Origin of the sequence: Amycolatopsis sp. lyj-84, from assembly GCF_046549075.1 — a bacterium.
GTDB lineage: Bacteria > Actinomycetota > Actinomycetes > Mycobacteriales > Pseudonocardiaceae > Amycolatopsis.
Map to the genome: position 1 here is coordinate 137,371 of NZ_JAJPWO010000018.1, position 16,790 is coordinate 154,160.

Below are 16,790 nucleotides of genomic sequence, written 5' to 3' on the forward strand. Positions count from 1 at the left end.
CTCCGCGCACGTGATCCCGGGTGAGAACGTTCCTCGCCGCTGACAGGGACCAAAGCCTCCTATCTCTCCGGCTCTTCCCGGCGCAGTCTTGTCGGTGGGGAACCGGCGAAGGAGGCCCGTCGTGTCGCTTCTGTTCCTGTGGCGCCGGATCCGTCCCGGCCGGAATCCGCTCGCGCGGATCTGGGACCGGATCGAGGCGGTGATCCTCGTCGGCGGCGTCGCGGTGGCGCTGCTCGGCGTCCCGCTGGCCGCGGCCGCCGGTTCGGAGGCTTACGCGGCCATGATGGAGCGCTCGGCGCTCGAGACGGCCGCGCGGCATTCGACGACCGCGTTCCTGCTCGAAGACGCTCCGCAGGCGCGCGTCGGCGTCGATGGGACCCCTTCGGCCGAGACCGCTTCGGTGGTGGCCCGGTGGGCGTTGCCGGACGGGACTTTCCGGGAGGAGCCCGTCACCGCCGATCTCGGCGCTTCGGCGGGTGACGGGGTGACAGTGTGGCTCGACGAGGCCGAAGCCGTGGTCGATCCGCCGGTGACGCCGATGGACGCGACCAGTACGGGGGTCGGCGTCGGGGTGGGCGTGTGGCTGATCGCGGTGACGCTGCTGGCGGCGGGGTACCTGATCGCGCGGCACCTGCTGGACCGGGCGCGGCGCGCGGCCTGGGACCGGGAGTGGGAGCGGTTCGGGCAGGACTCGCGCCCCTGAGGCGCGTTTAGCCGACTAAACGCGTTCCGGCGGTTTCACGCGACGCGGCCGTGACATGTGGGGTCGCTGAGGCTGATCTGGCGACCTGGCTATCCGTGAAGGCCTCCTTCCCTACCCTCAGCGTAGGGAAGGAGGCCTTCACGGACAGCCGTCTTCGGGCGTACCGCTGTGGGTGCAGAAGGTGGACCTGACCTGCGGTTCGGCGCGAAAGTGACAGCAAAGGTCCCTTGCTCTCGCCGCGCCGGTTTGCGCTCTGTACCTACTAGTATGTACGGTCTCGGTGTGGACAAGAGGGAACAGCTCATCGAGAGCACTCGCGAACTGCTGTGGGAGCGCGGGTACGTCGGCACCAGCCCGAAGGCGATCCAGGAGCGCTCCGGCGCCGGCCAGGGCAGCATGTACCACCACTTCCAGGGCAAGTCCGGCCTCGCGCTCGCCGCGATCGGCCGCAACGCCGAAGAGCTGCGGGCGAGGGCGGAGGCCGAGTTCACCGGACCCGGCACGGTGGTCGAACGGATCACCGTCTACCTGCGCCGCGAGCGCGACGTGCTCAAGGGCTGCCCGGTCGGCAAGCTCACCCAGGATCCCGACGTGATGGCCGATCCGGACCTGCGAAAGCCGGTCGAGGACACCTTCGGCTGGCTCACCGGCCGTCTCGCCGAACTGCTCGAAGAGGGCCGCGTGAACGGCGAATTGGACGCTTCGCTCGATTCCACCGCCACGGCGACCGCGCTGGTCGCGGTCCTGCAGGGCGGCTATGTCCTCGCCCGCGCCGCCGGATCCCCGGACGTGTTCGCGAAAGCCGTCGACGGCGCCCTCGGCCTGCTCGCGACCAAGGAGAACTGACATGCCCTTCGTACGCATCGACGCTGTCGGGACCGACAGGCTCGAAGCCCTCGGCAACGCCGTCCACGACGCGATGGTCGAGACGCTCGGCATCCCGGCCGACGACCGGTTCCAGGTCCTCAACGGCCAGGGCACCTTGAAGTACGACGACTACCTGGGGATCCACCGGGACGAGGGGGTCGTGTTCGTCGCGATCACCATGCGCCCGGGGCGCACCGACGAACGGAAGAAGGCGCTGTACCGGCGGATCGCGGAGCTCGCGGAGGAGTACTCGGGTACCGAGCCGCGGAACGTGCTCGTGACGATCAACGAGACCGATCTGATCAACTGGTCGTTCGGAAACGGAGAAGCGCAGTACGCGTGATCACGCGACGTCGGCCGTCACACGCCGCGTGCCACTGAAGGCGTGCTGCTCCAGCAGCCACCACGTGTCGCGGCCGAAAGACCAGGTCAGCAGCCCGAGCGCGCCCAGCGTCACCACGAAACCGGCCCAGAGCGGCAGGATCGTCGAAGCCGCCGCGACCAGCACGATGCCCTGCACCGCCGCGACCGTCTTGCGCGCCAGGCTCGGCGGCAGCGGAGTGTTCAGCCACGGCCACAGCCGGCTCGCGGCGACGAAGACGTACCGCATCGCGCCGATCGTGAGCACCCACGGACCGAGCGACTGGGCGACGACCACGCTCAGGATCAGGATCAGATACGCGTCGACCTCCATGTCGAAGCGCGCGCCGAGGGGCGACGCCGTACCGGTGCGGCGCGCGACCTGGCCGTCGACGGCGTCCAGAGCGAGCGCGACCGACGCGATGACGACCATCGTGACGATTTCCCCGCCCGCGGTGTCGACGACGAGGGCGGTCACACAGCCGACCAGCCCGGAGCGTCCGAGCGTCACGGCGTCGGCCGGGCCGAGGGAGCGCGCGGTGCTCCGGTTCAGGCCGTAGGTCAGGAATCCGCCGACGGCGATGCCGTAGGCCGCTCCGGCGATCCAGCCCGGCGGGCCCAGTCCGGTGACGGCGTCCAGCGTTCCCAACAGTGCCAGCTGGACGAGGACCCCCAGGAAAACTCCGGGGTTGATCACGAGGCCTCCTCGTTATGGTGACGGCGACCCCGTCTCCAGGGTCCGACATGAGAGGACACGATGGAACGCGCCTTCTGGTTCAGTGGTTCCGGTGACGGCGAGCTCCTGCCGGTCACGCTCCCTCCGGTCGGGGACGGCGAGGTGCTGGTCCGCACCCTGTACACCGGCGTGAGCCGGGGTACCGAGACACTCGTCTTCCGCGGTGAGGTCCCGCCGAGCCAGCGCGAGTCCATGCGCGCGCCGTTCCAGGAGGGCGACTTCCCCGGACCCGTGAAGTACGGCTACCTCAACGTCGGCGTGGTCGAACATGGTCCGGAGCATCTGGCCGGGCAAGTGGTTTTCTGTCTCTATCCACATCAGACCCGTTACGTCGTCCCGGCGTCGGCGGTCACGCCGGTGCCGCACGGGGTGCCGCCGGAGCGCGCGATCCTCGCCGGGACGATCGAGACCGCGGTCAACGCCGTCTGGGACGCGTCGCCGAAACTCGGCGACCGGATCGCCGTCGTCGGCGCCGGGATGGTCGGCAGCAGCGTCGCGAAACTGCTGGCGGGCTTTCCCGCGACCCGTGTGCAGCTGATCGACGTCGACCCGGGGCGCGCGAAGATCGCCGAAGCGCTGGGCGTCGAGTTCTCGACACCGGAGGACGCGCTGGGCGACTGCGACCTCGTCGTGCACGCCAGCGCGAGCGAGGCCGGGCTGGCGCGGTCGCTGGAACTGCTGGCGCCGGAGGGCGAGGTCGTCGAGCTGAGCTGGTACGGCGACCGCCGGATCAGTGTCCCGCTCGGCGAGAACTTCCACTCACGGCGCCTGACGATCCGCAGCAGCCAGGTCGGCATGGTCTCGCCCGCTCGCCGCACGAACCGGAGCTACGGCGACCGCTTGGCTCTCGCTTTGCGAATTCTGGCCGATCCGGGCTTTGAAGTGCTGGTCAGCGGGGAATGCCGGTTCCAGGAACTGCCGGACGTCGTGGGGCGTCTGGCCGCGAATGAACCAGGAACGCTCTGCCTCCGTGTCACCTATCAGATGGAGGACATGCGTTAAGGGCACGACCGGAGGAGGTCCGTTGTTCAGTATCACCGTCCGCGACCACGTCATGGTGGCCCACAGCTTCCGCGGCGAGGTCTTCGGACCCGCGCAGAAACTGCACGGCGCCACCTTCGTGGTGGACGCGACGTTCCGCCGGTCCGCGCTGGACGCCGACAACATCGTCGTCGACATCGGCAAGGCGACCGAAGAGCTCAAGGCGGTGCTCGCCGACCTGAACTACCGCAACCTCGACGACGTGCCCGAGTTCGCCGGGATCAACACCTCGACCGAATTCCTCGCCAAGGTCATCGCCGACAGGCTCGCGGACCGCGTCCACGCGGGAGCGCTCGGTGAAGGGGCGCGAGGGCTCGAGGGGATCACCGTCTCGCTGCACGAATCCCACGTCGCGTGGGCGAGCTACGAGCGTGTGTTGTGAACGGCCTCTATGTCGTCCTGCCCAACGACATCGACGACCTGAGCGCGCCGAGCGGCGGCAACGTCTACGACCGCCGCCTGTGCGACGGCCTCGCCGCGACGGGCGTGGAGGTCCGCGAGATCGCCGTCCGCGGGAACTGGCCGCGGCCCGACACCGAGGCGCGCAAGGTCCTGGCGCGCAAGCTCGCCGAACTACCGGACGGTGCGGCGGTCCTGCTCGACGGGCTGGTCGCCTGCGGAGTGCCCGAGGTGATCGTGCCCGCGGCGCAACGGCTGTCGATCGCGGTGCTGGTGCACCTGCCGCTGGCCGACGAGACGGGCCTTTCGCCGTCGCTCGCCGCCGAACTGGACCGTCTGGAGCGAGAGACGCTCGGCGCTGTCGAGGCCGTGGTCGCGACGAGCGACTGGGCGGCGCGGCGGCTGATCGAGCACCACGACCTCGCCCCGCATCGCGTTCACGCGGTGCCGCCCGGCGTCGACAAGGCTGAAGTCTCGCCCGGAAGCCTGAACGGGACGCACCTGGTCTGTGTCGCCAACGTGACCCCGCGCAAGGGCCAGGGCTTGCTCGCGGACGCGCTGAAGTCGCTCACCGATCTCCCGTGGATCTGCGAATGCGTCGGCGCCATCCGCCGCGAGACGCGCTACGTCGAGCGCCTGCGGCGACACACTCTCGGCGAGAGGTTCACCCTCACCGGCCCCCGGTCCGGCGAAGCGCTCGAAGCGACGTACGCGGCCGCAGACCTTCTCGTGCTGCCTTCGCGTGCGGAGACCTACGGCATGGTGGTCACCGAGGCGCTCGCGCACGGCGTTCCCGTGCTCGTGACCGCCGTCGACGCGCTGCCGGACACGCTCGGCCGGTCGCCCGACGGCAGCGTGCCCGGGATGCTCGTACCCGGCGAGGACGTCAACGCGCTGGCCGCCGCCCTTCGCCGCTGGCTCACCGAGCCTGAACTGCGTGACCGTCTTCGCGCCTCCGCCCGCCTTCGCCGCGAGACGCTGACCGGCTGGGACGCGACGGCCCGCGGCGTCGCCGCCGTGCTGCTGAACGAAAGGACGGCGGCATGACCAAGTACGCCCCCAGCTGGCTGCAATTGCGGGAGGACGCCGACGCCGCCGCGCGCGCGACCGAGCTGATCGAGCCGGTCCGTTCCTTCTTGAAGACACAGGACGAGGTCGTCGTCCGGGATCTCGGCTGCGGCACGGGATCACTCGGCCGCTGGCTGGCCAGGCGGCTGCCCGGCCGCCAGCGCTGGATCCTGCACGACCGCGACACCGATCTGCTCACCCACGCGCTGGCCCGCACCAGCCGTCCGGAGCACGCTTTGGACGGAAGCGAAGTCACCGTCGTCGCCGAAGAACGCGACATCACCGAACTGCGTGCCGAGGACCTCGCCGGGACGTCGCTCGTGGCGGCGTCCGCGCTGCTCGACCTGCTCACCGCCGAGGAGATGAGCAGGCTGGCGGAGGCGTGCGTCGAGGCCAATTGCGCGGTCCTGTTCACGTTGAGCGTGTCGGGCCGGGTCGTGCTGTCGCCCAAGGACAAGTTCGACGTCGAGATCGCCGACGCCTTCAACGCCCACCAGCGCCGGGTGACCAACGGCCGGTGGCTTCTCGGCCCGGACGCGGTGGACGTCGCGTTCGGCGTCTTCGAACGGCTCGGCGCCACCGTGCGGCGAGCCCCGAGCCCGTGGCGGCTCGGGGCGGACCAGGCCGCGCTGACCGCGGAATGGCTCACCGGCTGGGTCGGTGCCGCCCGCGAGCAACGGCCGGAGCTCTCGGCGGACGGGGACGCCTACCTGCGGTGGCGGCTCGCGCAGTGCGCGGCGGGCGAGCTGAACGCGGTGATCCAGCACGAAGATCTTCTGGTGGTGCCGTCGTGAAGCGATTTTGGCCTTGGCTGAAGATCCTCGGCGCGCTCGGCATCCTCGCCGTTCTCGTCTGGCAACTGGGCACCCGGGCCTTCCTGGACGGGCTGCGCGAGGTCGACGCCACCGGTGTCGCCGCCGCGCTCGGGATCGGCTTCGCGACGACGGTGTTCAGCGCCTGGCGCTGGTGCCTGGTCGCGCGGCGGCTGAGCCTGAAGCTGTCGCTGTGGAGCGCCGTCGGCGAGTACTACCGCGCGTTGTTCCTCAACGGTGTCCTGCCGGCGGGAGTCCTCGGTGACGTCAACCGCGCCGTGCAGCACGGCCGCGAATCCGGTGACGTCCCGCGCGGGGTCCGCGCGGTGGTGCTGGAGCGGACGGCGGGGCAGGTCGCGGTGATCGGCGCTTCGGTCGCCGTCGTGCTCAGTGCGCCTTCCGTGGTCCCGCCGCCGATCGACGGGGTCGTCCTGGTCGCCGCGATCGTGGTCGTCGTCGTTGCTTTCACGGCCGTCGTCACCGGGATGACGGCGGGGAAACACTGGATCCACAGTGGATCGAAGTGGCGCCGCGGTTTCGCCGTCACCCTCGCCGACGTCCGGCTCGGCCTGCTGACCAAGGAGACCTGGCCAGGGGTGAGCCTGCTTTCGGTGGCCACCCTCGCCGGGCACCTCGCCCTGTTCGTCGTCGCCGCGCGGGCGGCCGGGGTCACCGCGCCGGTCGGCGAACTGCTGCCACTGATGATCCTCGCCCTGCTCGCGATGGGGCTGCCGCTGAACATCGGCGGCTGGGGCCCGCGCGAAGGCGTCTGCGCGCTGCTGTTCGGCACGGCCGGGCTCGGTTCGGCGCAGGGCGTCACCGTGGCCGTCGTCTACGGCGTGCTCGCGCTCGTCGCGAGCCTTCCCGGCGCCGCCGTACTGCTGGCGCGCTCTTTCAAGACTCATACGCCCGCCGCACCGCGCCTCGGGGTACCTGTACGGATAGGAGAAACGCGATGACCGTGGAGAGGGTCGTAGAGACCAGATTGCCGACCCATTACGGCGTTTTCCGTGCGTACGGCTACCTCGACGCCGACGGCACCGAGCAGATGGCGCTGGTGCACGGCGACATCGAGGGCACCGGCACGCTGGCGCGGGTCCACTCGGAATGCCTGACCGGCGACGTGTTCGGCTCGATGCACTGCGAATGCGGCGACCAGCTCGCCGCCGCGCTGCGGGCGATCGTCGAGGAGGGCGCCGGAGTCCTCGTGTACGCGCAAGGGCATGAAGGGCGCGGCATCGGCCTGCTCGCGAAACTGAAGGCGATGCGGCTGCAGGACGAAGGACTCGACACCGTCGAGGCGAACATCGCGCTCGGGCTGCCGGTGGACGCGCGGGACTACCGTGCGGCGGCGGAGATTCTGGCCGACCTCGGGGTGCGGTCGGTGCGGCTGCTGTCCAACAACCCGACGAAGGTCGACCAGCTGAAACTGCACGGGGTGCGGATCAGCGAGCGGGTGCCGCTGCTGGTCACGCCGAACGACGAGAACCTGCGCTACCTGCGGACGAAACGGGAGCGGATGCACCACTTCCTCCCGCATCTGGACTCTGTCGGCTCGATCGGCACTGTCGGCTCAGTCGGCTCAGTCGGCTCCTGAAGCTCCGTTGTTCCCGCGGCGGATGCAATGAAGGGGACTTTCATTGCAAAATTTGCAATGAAAGTCCCCTTCATTGCACGCGCGGGTGGGTCAGGCGAGCGCGGTCAGGGTGTCCTCGAAGCTCCGCACGAGCGACTCCAGCACCAGCCGTCCCTTCTCCGCCGTCGCCAGCGAAGGCCGTCCCACCACGCCGGACTCCGAGTACGGCCGCAGCCCCGTCGTCAGCAGGTGCCGCCGGTCGTCGGCCAGGTGGTCCGCCTCCGCGAAACCGGGCCGGACCAGCGCGGGGTGGGCGTGCAGCAACAGGGAGGTCTCCAGCTCCCCGGCGTGCATGTCGCTGTCCAGCGACGTCTCCAGCCCGGCCGCGTCGTGCGCCGCCTGCCAGCCTTCGACGCCGGGGAAGAGCGCCATCGGCGACGTCGATTCCTGGACCACGTTGGACAGGACGTAGTTGCCGCCGTGCGCGTTCACCAGCACCAGTTTCGGCACCCCGGAACGGCGCAGCGAGGCGGCGACGTCGTTCACCACGGCGTACAGCGTCGCGGCCGAGATGCTGACCGTTCCCGGCCAGTCCGCGTGTTCGTGCGAGCAGGCGATCGTGATCGGCGGGAGGCGCAGCACCGGGTACGCCGAGGCGAGGGCGTCGGCGATGGTGGTCGCGATGATCGCGTCGGTGGCCAGCGGGAGGTGCGCGCCGTGCTGTTCGAAACTGCCGACGGGCAGCACCGCGACGTCGGCGTCCCGGGCGCGTTCGTCGGCCGTCGTGGTCGTCGGGAACAGATTCACCGGGCTACGGTACCCAGATGACCGACCACGCCGCATTGTTGTCCGTCGCCCGCGAGGCCGTCGCCAAGGCGACCGGGATCATCCGCTCGATGACGTCGTTTTCCGTTGCCGCCAAGGGTGATCGCGACATGGTGACCGACGTCGACCTCGCCGTCGAGGACGCCGTGCGCGGGTTCCTGGCGCGCGAGACCCCGGAGATCGGCATCCTCGGCGAGGAACGCGGGCACCAGGGCGACGAGAACCTGTGGTGGGCGCTCGATCCTGTCGACGGCACGGCCAACTTCGCGCGCGGCATCCCGCTGTGCGGTGTTTCGCTCGGTCTCGTCGACGGTCTCAAGAGCACGGTCGCGGCCATCTCCCTGCCGTTCCTCGATGTCACCTACACCGCTGTGGAGGGCCAGGGCGCGTACGCGGGCGAAGAACGTCTCGAAGCCTCGAAGGCGACGAAGCTGTCCGACGCGATCGTCTCGATCGGAGACTTCGCTGTCGGCGAGGGCGCCGAGGTCAAGAACCGCGTCCGGATGGCGTTGCTGGCCGAACTCGGCGGCCGCGTCCAGCGGGTCCGGTTCCTCGGCTCCGCGGCGATCGACCTGGCCTGGGTCGCGCACGGCAAACTCGACGCGAGCGTCATCCTCGCCAACAAACCGTGGGACACGATGGCGGGTGTCCTGCTGGTGCGCGAGGCCGGGGGAGTGGTCGTCGACACCGACGGCGGCGACCACACGGTGCGCTCGGCGGCCACCATCGCGGTCGGGGCCGGACTGCGTGACGAGATCGTCGCCGCGATCGCCCGCGTGCGCGGCTGAAATTTCTGCCTCCAGATGTGAACCGTCCAGGCTCCGCGTCCGTGTCCCCTTATAAGGCGCCCGCACCTGGAGGTAACCGTGTTCACCTCGAATGTCCGCGTGACCGAACCGGTCGTCTTCGTCCTGCCGGGGGAAGCCGGGGAGACCAGCGGCGAGTACGACCGGCGGATGTGCCAGAACCTCCCGGCCACCGGCCTCCCGTTGCTGGAACTGCCGATCGCGGGCGACTGGCCGATGCCGGGGCCACTCGCCCGGTCGAGATTGGCGCGCTCGCTCACCGCGCTGCCCGACGACACCGTCGTCCTGATCGACGGCGCGGTCGCCTGCGGGGTCCCGGAGATCGTGATCCCGCACGCCCGGCGGCTGCGGCTGGCCGTCCTGGTGCATCAGCCGCTCGCCGACGATCCCGCGCTCGACCCGGCGCAGGCCGGTGAACTCGACGCGTGCGAACGGGAGACCCTGCGGCTCGCGGGAATGGTCGTCGCCACCGGGCCGTGGCTCGCGCGGCAGCTGATCGACCGGCACGACCTCGACCCCACCCGGGTCTACGTCGCGACACCCGGCACGGACGCGGCGCCGCTCGCCGCCGGCGCCGACGGCGTCTCCCGGCTGCTCTGTCTCGCGCCGATGACCGCGCGCCACGGCCAGGACGTGCTGATCCAGGCGCTCTCGATGGTCGACGAACTGGCGTTCAAATGCGTGTTCGCCGGGGCGACGCACCACGATCCCACCTACGTCGACGAACTGCGCTGGACGGTCGAACGGCTCGGGCTCGGTTCCCGGATCAGCCTCATCCGGCCACCGGACGACCTCGACCTGGTCTACGACGGCGCGGATCTGCTCGTCCTCCCGTCGCGGGGCGGCACGTCCGGGCTGGTCGTCGCCGAGGCGCTCGCGCGCGGGATCCCCGTGGTGGCCACCGAAACCGCCGGCACGCACGACGCGCTCGGCATGGCGCCCGGCGGCGGGGTCCCCGGCATGCTGGTGCCGCCGAACAATCCGTCCGCGCTCGCGACGGCGTTGGCACGCTGGTCGCTCGACGCCGAACTCCGGCATTCCCTGCGGACGTCGGCGCTCGCGCGGAGCAGCGTCCTCGAGGAATGGGACGTCGCCGCGGGCAGGCTCACCGACGTTCTTTCCCGATTGCAGGCCGCGCCGCGTCAGCTGGCTTGATCATCGCCCGGAAGCAGCTATCGCCGACGATCATCGGCTCGCTTGACTGGGCGGCATGCGAATCGTCGATCTTGCGTCCCGTCCCGATCTCCTCGACCCCGCACTGAATCTCGGCGATGTCGGGGGTGAGTTCATCTACCGGGGTTTCAGCGGCAAGATGATCACCCCGGAACGGTTCCTGCGGCACTGGGCCCGCTACTTCCTGATCGCGTTGGACGACGACGGCGTGCCGATCGCGCGGGCGCTGTCGGTTCCGCTGACCTATCCCGCCGAGGATCGCCGGGAACTGCCGGAACACGGCTGGGACGAGGCGATCCAGTGGGCCGCGCAGGACCTCATGGACGGCCGCGAGCCGGACACGCTGTGCGCGCTCGAAGTCGTCGTGGCACCGAAAATGCGCGGGACGGGCCTGTCCACGCCGATGCTGAAGGCGCTCAAGGCTCGTGCGGCCGAGACGGGGTTGAAGCGGCTGATCGTCTCGGTGCGCCCGATCGGCAAGGAGGACGAGCCGGACGTGCCGATGGAGGAGTACGCCGTCCGGCGCCGTGAGGACGGTCTGTTCGCCGACCGCTGGCTGCGCACCCACGAACGGCTCGGCGCGCGGATGATCAAGGTCTGCCCGTTCGCCGTGACCATCTCGGGCTCGATCGCCGACTGGCATGACTGGACAGGCGTCAAACTCGCCGACGGCGACAACGTGATCCCCGGCGGGATCGCGCCGGTGCACGCGAACGTCGAGCGGGACTGCGGGGTCTACGTGGAAGCGAACGTGTGGATGGTGCACCCGTTCTAAAGCCTCGTGAGTGGTAAGGACGGTTAGAACCGTCCTTACCGCTCACGAGGGGCATTCCTCGCGATTTCCGGCAGGAACATCTCATCGTCCACACCGGTTCGCGACCCTGCGGCACAGTGGGTCCATGGGTATCTCACGAGTCGGCTTCGCCGGGCTGGGCAGCATGGGCGGGCCGATGGCACTGAACCTGGCGCGGGCCGGAATCCCGTTGCTCGTCTGGAATCGCACCCCCGGCAAGACCTCCGAACTGGTGACCGCGGGTGCCGAGGTCGCCGAGGACGCGGCGGAGCTCTTCACGCGGTGCGAGGTCGTGTTCCTGATGCTGAAGGACGCGGCGGCCGTCGATGCCGTGCTCGACCGCGGACGGCCCGCGCTCGCCGGCCGCACGATCGTCCACATGGGAACGACGGCGCCGGAGCACTCCCGCGGGATCGAGGCCGAGCTCCTCGCGGCCGGGGCGAAGTACGTGGAGGCGCCGGTTTCCGGCTCGAGGGTTCCGGCCGAGGCGGGTGAGCTGGTCGCCATGCTCGCGGGTGACCCGGGCGCGATCGGGGAGATCCGGTCGCTGCTCGGGCCCTTGTGCCGGGAGGCCGTGGACTGCGGGCCGGTGCCGAACGGGCTCCTGATGAAGCTGGCGGTCAACGTCCAGCTGACCGCGGTCGTGACCGGGCTGGCCGAGACCGTCCACTTCGCCCGGGCACACGGGCTCGACCTCGGCCTGCTCACCGACGTCCTCGGCGCGGGGCAGCTGGCCAGCCCGATCCTGCGGGTCAAGGCGCCCAAACTGACCGAAGAGGACTTCACGCCGCAGGCGTCGATCGCGAACGTCCTGGCCAACGTCGAGCTGATCGCGGCGGCGGCAGGGCGAGCGGGACTCACCCTGCCGCTGCTCGACGCGTCCCGTGCCCTCTACGCCGAGACCGAGCGGCTCGGGTTCGGCGCGGAGGACATGGTCGCCGTCGTGAAGGCGCTCTGAACGCTGTGCCCCCAACGCAATTCGTCCTCTGGCTGCGGTAGTTGCACGTGCAAGTACCGCAACCAGAGGACGAAACGCGAGAGAGGGTCAGGCCAGGTACTCCGCGGCGGCGCGGAGGCTGACGTAGGACCCACTGAACGTGTCGATCCGCGGACCTTCGGTGCCGGGGCCGGGAGCGCCGGTCTCGACCCGGATGTAGTCCACGCCTGCCTCACGAAGCCAGCCGAGGAACTCGCGGACCTCGGGGTGCCGGTGCGCCTCACGGGTCACCACGACGATGTCGCGCGCGCCGTGGACGGCGTCGATCGCGGTCGCGATCTCGTCCGAGGTGACCTTGAGCGCGCGGGTGCCCGGCACGAGTTCGGTCAGATGCGCCCCGAGCCCCCACGGCATCGGTCCCGCGGCGATGATCGGCTCGGTCTCGATGTCGATCACCAGCGGCGGCCCGTCCAGCTTCGGCGAGCCCTGGATCCGCAGCGCCTTGCGCGCCGCCTCCAGGCCGAGCCGGTGGTCGACCGGCGAGATCGGCGTCGACACCGGGGGAGTGCCGAGCGCGGCGACCCGCTCCGACGCCTCCACAAGCCGCTCCAGCGGCAGCTCACCGGATTCGACCGCGGCCGCGATGACCGCCGCGATCCGGTTCAGTTCGTCCTCTTCGAACGAGACACCGCCGAGGCAGAGCGCGTCGGCACCGGCGATCAGTGCCCGCACCGACGCCCGGCCGACACCCTCGGTCTTGCCGAGTTCGCCCGCGATGGCACCCATGTCGAGCGCGTCGGTGATCACCGCGCCGGTGAAGCCGAGTTCGCCGCGCAGGACGTCGGTGAGCGCCTTCGGGTTGAGCGTCGCGGGCAAATCGCCCCACGCGGGCACGACGAGGTGCCCGGTCATCACCGCGCGCACCCCGGCCGCGATCGCCGCCTTGAACGGGACGAGTTCGATCTCGTGCAGTTCCGCCTCGGTCCTGGGCAGGACCGGCAGCGAGTGGTGCGAATCGTCGGTCGCCGCCCCGTGCCCGGGGAAGTGCTTCGCCGACGCGGCCACGCCGTACTTCTGCAGACCGGTGATGTACGCCGCGACATGCGGCGACGCCTTCACCGGATCCGAACCGAACGCGCGGACTCCGATGGAGGGATCTTCCGCCGCCAGGGTCAGGTCCGCGCACGGGGCGAAGTTGATCGTGACCCCGCACGCGGCCAGCCGCTCGCCGAGCGCCGCCGCGACCGAGGTCGTCAGCTCGACGTCGTCCGCGGCGCCGAGTGCGAGTGGTCCCGGGACGAACGAGCCGGTGGCGACGTCGAGCCGCGTGACGTCACCGCCCTCTTCGTCGATGCCGATGAGCACGTCGGGCCGCTCCGCCCGCAGCTGCGCGCTGAGCGCGGCCACCTGCTCGTCGTCGACCACGTTGCGGCCGAACAGGATCGCGCCGCCGAGGCCGTCGGCCACCTTGCGCCGCAGCCAATCCGGTGCGGTGGTGCCGTCGAAGCCCGATACGAGAACGGAGCCGGCGAGCTTTTCCGGTGAAGACAAGGATTATCCCTTCACTGCGCCTGCGGTCAGGTTGGACACGAGTTTGCGCTGAACCAGGATGAAGAACACCAGCGCGGGTACGGCGTAGATGACCGACGCCGCCATGATCCCGCCCCAGTCCACGGAAAACGCCGTCCGGAACGACGAAAGCCACACCGGCAGCGTCTGCTTGTTCTGGTCGCGCATGAACACGAACGCGAACAGGAACTCGTTCCACGCGGTGATGAAGCTGAACACCGACGTGGTCACCAGTCCCGGCGCGAGCAGCGGCAGCGTCACCCGGCGGAACGCGCCCGCCCGGCTGCAGCCGTCGATCATCGCGGCCTCTTCGAGGTCGTACGGGATGCCGTTGACGAAGCCGTACAGCATCCAGCACGTGAAGGGCAGCGTCGCGGCGAAGTACACCAGCAGCAGCGAAGGCAGCTGGTTGAGCAGCCCGGCGTCCCGCATCAGCAGGTACATCGGGATCAGCAAAGCCTCGAACGGCGCGAGCTGGGCGATCAGCACCAGCATCAGGAACCCCTTGCGCCCGCGGAATCGCATCCGGGACAGGGGAACCGCGGCGAGCACGCCCGCGACGAGCGAGCACAGCACCGCGCCGATCGTGACGATCAGGCTGTTGGCGAGATAGGTGGTGAATCCGGGCTTCGTCAGCGCCGTGACGAAGTTGTCGAACGTCACCGAGAGCGGGATCAGGTCGTAATTCGGCGATAGGACTTCGCCTGGCGTCTTCAGCGCGGACGTGACCATCCAGTACGTCGGGAAGACGAACAGGAAGGCCACGATCACGCCGAAAGTGCCGAGGCCGATCCGCTGTGCGAGGGACTTCTTCATGACAGGTCGGCCTCCTTCGTGCGCACCAGCAGCTGGACGTACCGGGCGGTGAGCAGGATCAGCACGAGCATCATCAGCAGGGCGGCGGTCGCCGCCAGGCCGAAGTGGTTGCCCGCGAGGCCCTTGAGGTACATGTAGACCGGCAGCGTCGTGCTGGAGCCGTCCGGTCCGCCCTGGCGGATCGCCCACACCTGGGCGAACAACTTGAAGTCCCACAGGACCGACAGGAACGTGACCATGGTCAGGATCGGCCGGATCGCCGGCCAGCTGACCGCCCAGAACGCCTGCCAGCCGTTCGCACCGTCGATGCCCGCGGCCTCGTACTGCTCCTTGGGGACGCCGAGGAGCCCGGCGTAGAGCGTGAACGCCACGAACGGCACGGCCTGCCAGATGACCAGCAGGCCGATCACGGTCAGCGTGCTCGGTCCGGTGGCGAACCAGGAATGCCCGATGAATCCCTCGAAGCCGAGTTTCGCGAGCGTCTTGTTCAGGATCCCGTACTGCTGGTCGAAGATCCACTGGAAGATCGTGGTCGTCGCGAGCACCGGGGTCGCCCACGCGAGGATCAGCGCGACCTGCAGGATCACCCGGACCACCGGGTTGAGATGCCGCATCAGCAGCGCCATGAACAGCGCGAGCAGCAGGGTGGTGATCACGACCGCGGCGGTGAACACCAGCGTGCGGACGGTGATCTCCCAGAATTCGGAGTCGGACAGGATTTCGGAGAAGTTCTCGAATCCGACCCAGACCATCTCTCCGGAGACCAGCTCACGGAGGTCGAGCTTGCGGAAACTGATCCCGATCAGCTGCAGTGTCGGCCACCCCAGCAGGACCAGGATCGCGATCAACGCGGGAAGGATCAGCAGGTACGGCGCCGTCCGCTCGCCGAGGCGGAGGCGCCGGTTCGATTTCGGGGGCTTGATGCGCGGCGAAGCCGGCGGAGTTGCCCCCGCCGGCGTCGTCACATCTTTGGTCGTGGTCATCCGCCGATGAGCTTGTCGAGCGCTGCGTTGGCGTCGGCGGTCGCCTGGTCGAGCGATTTGGTTCCGGTCAGGTACGCGGTCAGCATGTCCTTGATCGGGTTCTGACCGGATTCGACGTCACCCCACTTGGGGCTGGTCGGCACGGCGCGGCCGTTCTTGGACGCCTCGGCCATGACCTTGGTGAGCGGGTTCGCGTCGAGCGCGGACACGTCGGTCGAGGTACCGGGGACGTAACCGGCCTTGGCCAGCTCGGTCTGGTACTTCGGGGTGGAGAACAGCTTGACGTAGTCCTTGGCCGCGGCCGAGTTCTTGCTGTTGGCCGGGATGACCAGGTTCGAACCGCCGAGGAAGACCGGGGCCGACTTGTCGGCGGCCTTGCCGGGGATCGGGAAGGCGCCCGACTTCTCCTTGATGGACTTGTCGGTCTTCGCCGCGGTGTCGGCCTCACCCGGGACACCGATCATCATCGCGACCTTGCCAGCGCCGTAGATACCGGCCTGCTGCGGGGTGGCCTCGTCGGCGTCCTTCGGCGCCTTGGTGCCCGAAGCGTCGGTGAGCTGCTTGTAGAACTCGAGCCCGGCCTTGGCCTGCGGGGAGTCCAGGGTCGCCTTGAAGGACTTCCCGTTGGCCTGGGCGATGTCGCCGCCCTCGTCCCAGATGAACGACAGCAGCTCGTACCAGTTCTGGCCCGGCTGGTAGAGGGCCTGGAACTCGGGGTCGCTGCCGAACTTGGCCTTGAGCTTGGTGATCGCGTCGAGCCACTCCGCGCGGGTCTTGGGCGTCGCGGTGATGCCAGCCTGCTCGAACATGTCCTTGCGGTAGATGACCTCACGGTTGGCCGCGTAGAACGGGACACCGTAGGTCTTGCCGTCGAACTCGCCCGAAGCCTTGAGGCCCTGGAGCCACTGCGCGCCGTTGAAGTCGCCCACGCTCGAGGTGAGGTCGGCGAGCACGCCCTGGTTCGCGAACGCGGGGGTCTGGGTGTTGCCCAGCTCGATCACGTCCGGCGGGTTGTCACTGGCCAGCGCGGTGGTCAGCTTCTGCTGGATGCCGTTCCACTGCTGGATCTCGTACTTGACCTTGACGCCGGGGTGCGCGTCTTCGAATTCCTTGTGGAGCGAGTTCGTCAGTGCTTCCGGGGCGGTCCCGGTCATGAGCCAGACCGTGAGCGAGCCGTTCGAGGCCGGAGCGCTCGAATTCGTGCTGTCGCCACTGCCGGAACCGGCGCAGCCCGCCGTCGCGAGGGTGATGGCCGCGGCGCCCGCAGTCATCTTGAGCCAGCGCTTCACTCGTGCCGTCCTTTCGATGCCCGGCCACTGTGCCGGG

19 protein-coding genes are annotated in these 16,790 nt (G+C 69.5%); 13 read left to right on the forward strand and 6 right to left on the reverse strand.

Annotation, left to right across the window (positions count from 1 at the left end):
* The first annotated feature begins 121 nt into the window (after positions 1 to 121).
* From ACLJRM_RS38670 to ACLJRM_RS38680, 3 genes are all read left to right on the forward strand, one after another.
* Positions 122 to 703 carry a hypothetical protein gene (locus tag ACLJRM_RS38670; RefSeq protein ID WP_410665873.1) on the forward strand — a complete coding sequence of 194 codons (582 nt, stop codon included), beginning with the start codon at positions 122 to 124 and terminating at the stop codon, positions 701 to 703.
* Between the two features lie 282 nt (positions 704 to 985).
* On the forward strand, positions 986 to 1,549 hold the full coding sequence (locus ACLJRM_RS38675) for a TetR/AcrR family transcriptional regulator (RefSeq protein ID WP_410665874.1): 564 nt from the start codon (positions 986 to 988) through the stop codon (positions 1,547 to 1,549).
* 1 nt (position 1,550) lies between these two features.
* The gene (locus ACLJRM_RS38680) at positions 1,551 to 1,913 is read left to right on the forward strand and encodes a tautomerase family protein (protein WP_101612698.1); all 363 of its coding nucleotides are present in this window, start codon (positions 1,551 to 1,553) and stop codon (positions 1,911 to 1,913) included.
* On the opposite strand, the gene ACLJRM_RS38685 is transcribed toward ACLJRM_RS38680, so the two are convergent.
* Positions 1,914 to 2,627 carry a CDP-alcohol phosphatidyltransferase family protein gene (locus ACLJRM_RS38685; protein ID WP_101612699.1) on the reverse strand — a complete coding sequence of 238 codons (714 nt, stop codon included), beginning with the start codon at positions 2,625 to 2,627 and terminating at the stop codon, positions 1,914 to 1,916.
* 60 nt (positions 2,628 to 2,687) lie between these two features.
* Between ACLJRM_RS38685 and ACLJRM_RS38690 the strand changes: the two genes are divergently transcribed.
* Genes ACLJRM_RS38690 through ribA form a run of 6 tightly spaced genes read left to right on the forward strand, consistent with a single transcriptional unit; the run spans position 2,688 to position 7,583 of the window.
* The gene (locus tag ACLJRM_RS38690; RefSeq protein WP_410665875.1) at positions 2,688 to 3,668 is read left to right on the forward strand and encodes a dehydrogenase; all 981 of its coding nucleotides are present in this window, start codon (positions 2,688 to 2,690) and stop codon (positions 3,666 to 3,668) included.
* A 22-nt stretch (positions 3,669 to 3,690) separates the two neighbouring features.
* Positions 3,691 to 4,089: a 6-pyruvoyl trahydropterin synthase family protein gene (locus ACLJRM_RS38695; RefSeq protein WP_101612701.1), complete on the forward strand. Its 399-nt coding sequence runs from the start codon at positions 3,691 to 3,693 to the stop codon at positions 4,087 to 4,089.
* Positions 4,086 to 5,153, forward strand: a complete 1,068-nt coding sequence (locus ACLJRM_RS38700; protein WP_410665876.1) for a glycosyltransferase family 4 protein — start codon at positions 4,086 to 4,088, stop codon at positions 5,151 to 5,153. The genes ACLJRM_RS38695 and ACLJRM_RS38700 overlap by 4 nt, the downstream gene beginning before the upstream one ends.
* The gene (locus ACLJRM_RS38705) at positions 5,150 to 5,968 is read left to right on the forward strand and encodes a class I SAM-dependent methyltransferase (RefSeq protein ID WP_101612703.1); all 819 of its coding nucleotides are present in this window, start codon (positions 5,150 to 5,152) and stop codon (positions 5,966 to 5,968) included. The genes ACLJRM_RS38700 and ACLJRM_RS38705 overlap by 4 nt, the downstream gene beginning before the upstream one ends.
* Positions 5,965 to 6,945, forward strand: coding sequence for a lysylphosphatidylglycerol synthase transmembrane domain-containing protein (locus ACLJRM_RS38710; RefSeq protein ID WP_101612704.1), 981 nt, complete (start codon positions 5,965 to 5,967; stop codon positions 6,943 to 6,945). Before ACLJRM_RS38705 ends, ACLJRM_RS38710 begins: the two co-directional genes overlap by 4 nt.
* Positions 6,942 to 7,583 (forward strand): GTP cyclohydrolase II, encoded by a 642-nt coding sequence (ribA, locus tag ACLJRM_RS38715; protein WP_410665877.1) that lies wholly within the window; start codon positions 6,942 to 6,944, stop codon positions 7,581 to 7,583. The genes ACLJRM_RS38710 and ribA overlap by 4 nt, the downstream gene beginning before the upstream one ends.
* A gap of 90 nt (positions 7,584 to 7,673) precedes the next feature.
* Here ribA and ACLJRM_RS38720 read toward each other — a convergent pair whose 3' ends face one another.
* Positions 7,674 to 8,369: a creatininase family protein gene (locus ACLJRM_RS38720; RefSeq protein WP_410665878.1), complete on the reverse strand. Its 696-nt coding sequence runs from the start codon at positions 8,367 to 8,369 to the stop codon at positions 7,674 to 7,676.
* A 17-nt stretch (positions 8,370 to 8,386) separates the two neighbouring features.
* Here ACLJRM_RS38720 and ACLJRM_RS38725 point away from each other — a divergent pair, with 17 nt between their 5' ends.
* The 4 genes from ACLJRM_RS38725 (at position 8,387) to ACLJRM_RS38740 (ending at position 12,117) form a co-directional block, all read left to right on the forward strand.
* Positions 8,387 to 9,175 (forward strand): inositol monophosphatase family protein, encoded by a 789-nt coding sequence (locus ACLJRM_RS38725; RefSeq protein ID WP_410665879.1) that lies wholly within the window; start codon positions 8,387 to 8,389, stop codon positions 9,173 to 9,175.
* Positions 9,176 to 9,253: 78 nt separating this feature from the next.
* On the forward strand, positions 9,254 to 10,348 hold the full coding sequence (locus ACLJRM_RS38730; RefSeq protein WP_101612708.1) for a glycosyltransferase family 4 protein: 1,095 nt from the start codon (positions 9,254 to 9,256) through the stop codon (positions 10,346 to 10,348).
* A gap of 55 nt (positions 10,349 to 10,403) precedes the next feature.
* Positions 10,404 to 11,141 carry a Long-chain-fatty-acid--CoA ligase gene (locus ACLJRM_RS38735; RefSeq protein WP_101612709.1) on the forward strand — a complete coding sequence of 246 codons (738 nt, stop codon included), beginning with the start codon at positions 10,404 to 10,406 and terminating at the stop codon, positions 11,139 to 11,141.
* A gap of 124 nt (positions 11,142 to 11,265) precedes the next feature.
* Positions 11,266 to 12,117: an NAD(P)-dependent oxidoreductase gene (locus ACLJRM_RS38740; RefSeq protein ID WP_410665880.1), complete on the forward strand. Its 852-nt coding sequence runs from the start codon at positions 11,266 to 11,268 to the stop codon at positions 12,115 to 12,117.
* A gap of 87 nt (positions 12,118 to 12,204) precedes the next feature.
* On the opposite strand, the gene ACLJRM_RS38745 is transcribed toward ACLJRM_RS38740, so the two are convergent.
* Genes ACLJRM_RS38745 through ACLJRM_RS38760 form a run of 4 tightly spaced genes read right to left on the reverse strand, consistent with a single transcriptional unit; the run spans position 12,205 to position 16,753 of the window.
* Positions 12,205 to 13,647 (reverse strand): glycoside hydrolase family 3 protein, encoded by a 1,443-nt coding sequence (locus ACLJRM_RS38745; RefSeq protein ID WP_410665881.1) that lies wholly within the window; start codon positions 13,645 to 13,647, stop codon positions 12,205 to 12,207.
* A 3-nt stretch (positions 13,648 to 13,650) separates the two neighbouring features.
* Positions 13,651 to 14,481: a carbohydrate ABC transporter permease gene (locus ACLJRM_RS38750; RefSeq protein ID WP_101612713.1), complete on the reverse strand. Its 831-nt coding sequence runs from the start codon at positions 14,479 to 14,481 to the stop codon at positions 13,651 to 13,653.
* On the reverse strand, positions 14,478 to 15,464 hold the full coding sequence (locus tag ACLJRM_RS38755; protein ID WP_101612714.1) for a carbohydrate ABC transporter permease: 987 nt from the start codon (positions 15,462 to 15,464) through the stop codon (positions 14,478 to 14,480). The genes ACLJRM_RS38750 and ACLJRM_RS38755 overlap by 4 nt, the downstream gene beginning before the upstream one ends.
* Positions 15,461 to 16,753: a sugar ABC transporter substrate-binding protein gene (locus ACLJRM_RS38760; RefSeq protein WP_101612715.1), complete on the reverse strand. Its 1,293-nt coding sequence runs from the start codon at positions 16,751 to 16,753 to the stop codon at positions 15,461 to 15,463. Before ACLJRM_RS38760 ends, ACLJRM_RS38755 begins: the two co-directional genes overlap by 4 nt.
* Between the last annotated feature and the right edge of the window lie 37 nt (positions 16,754 to 16,790).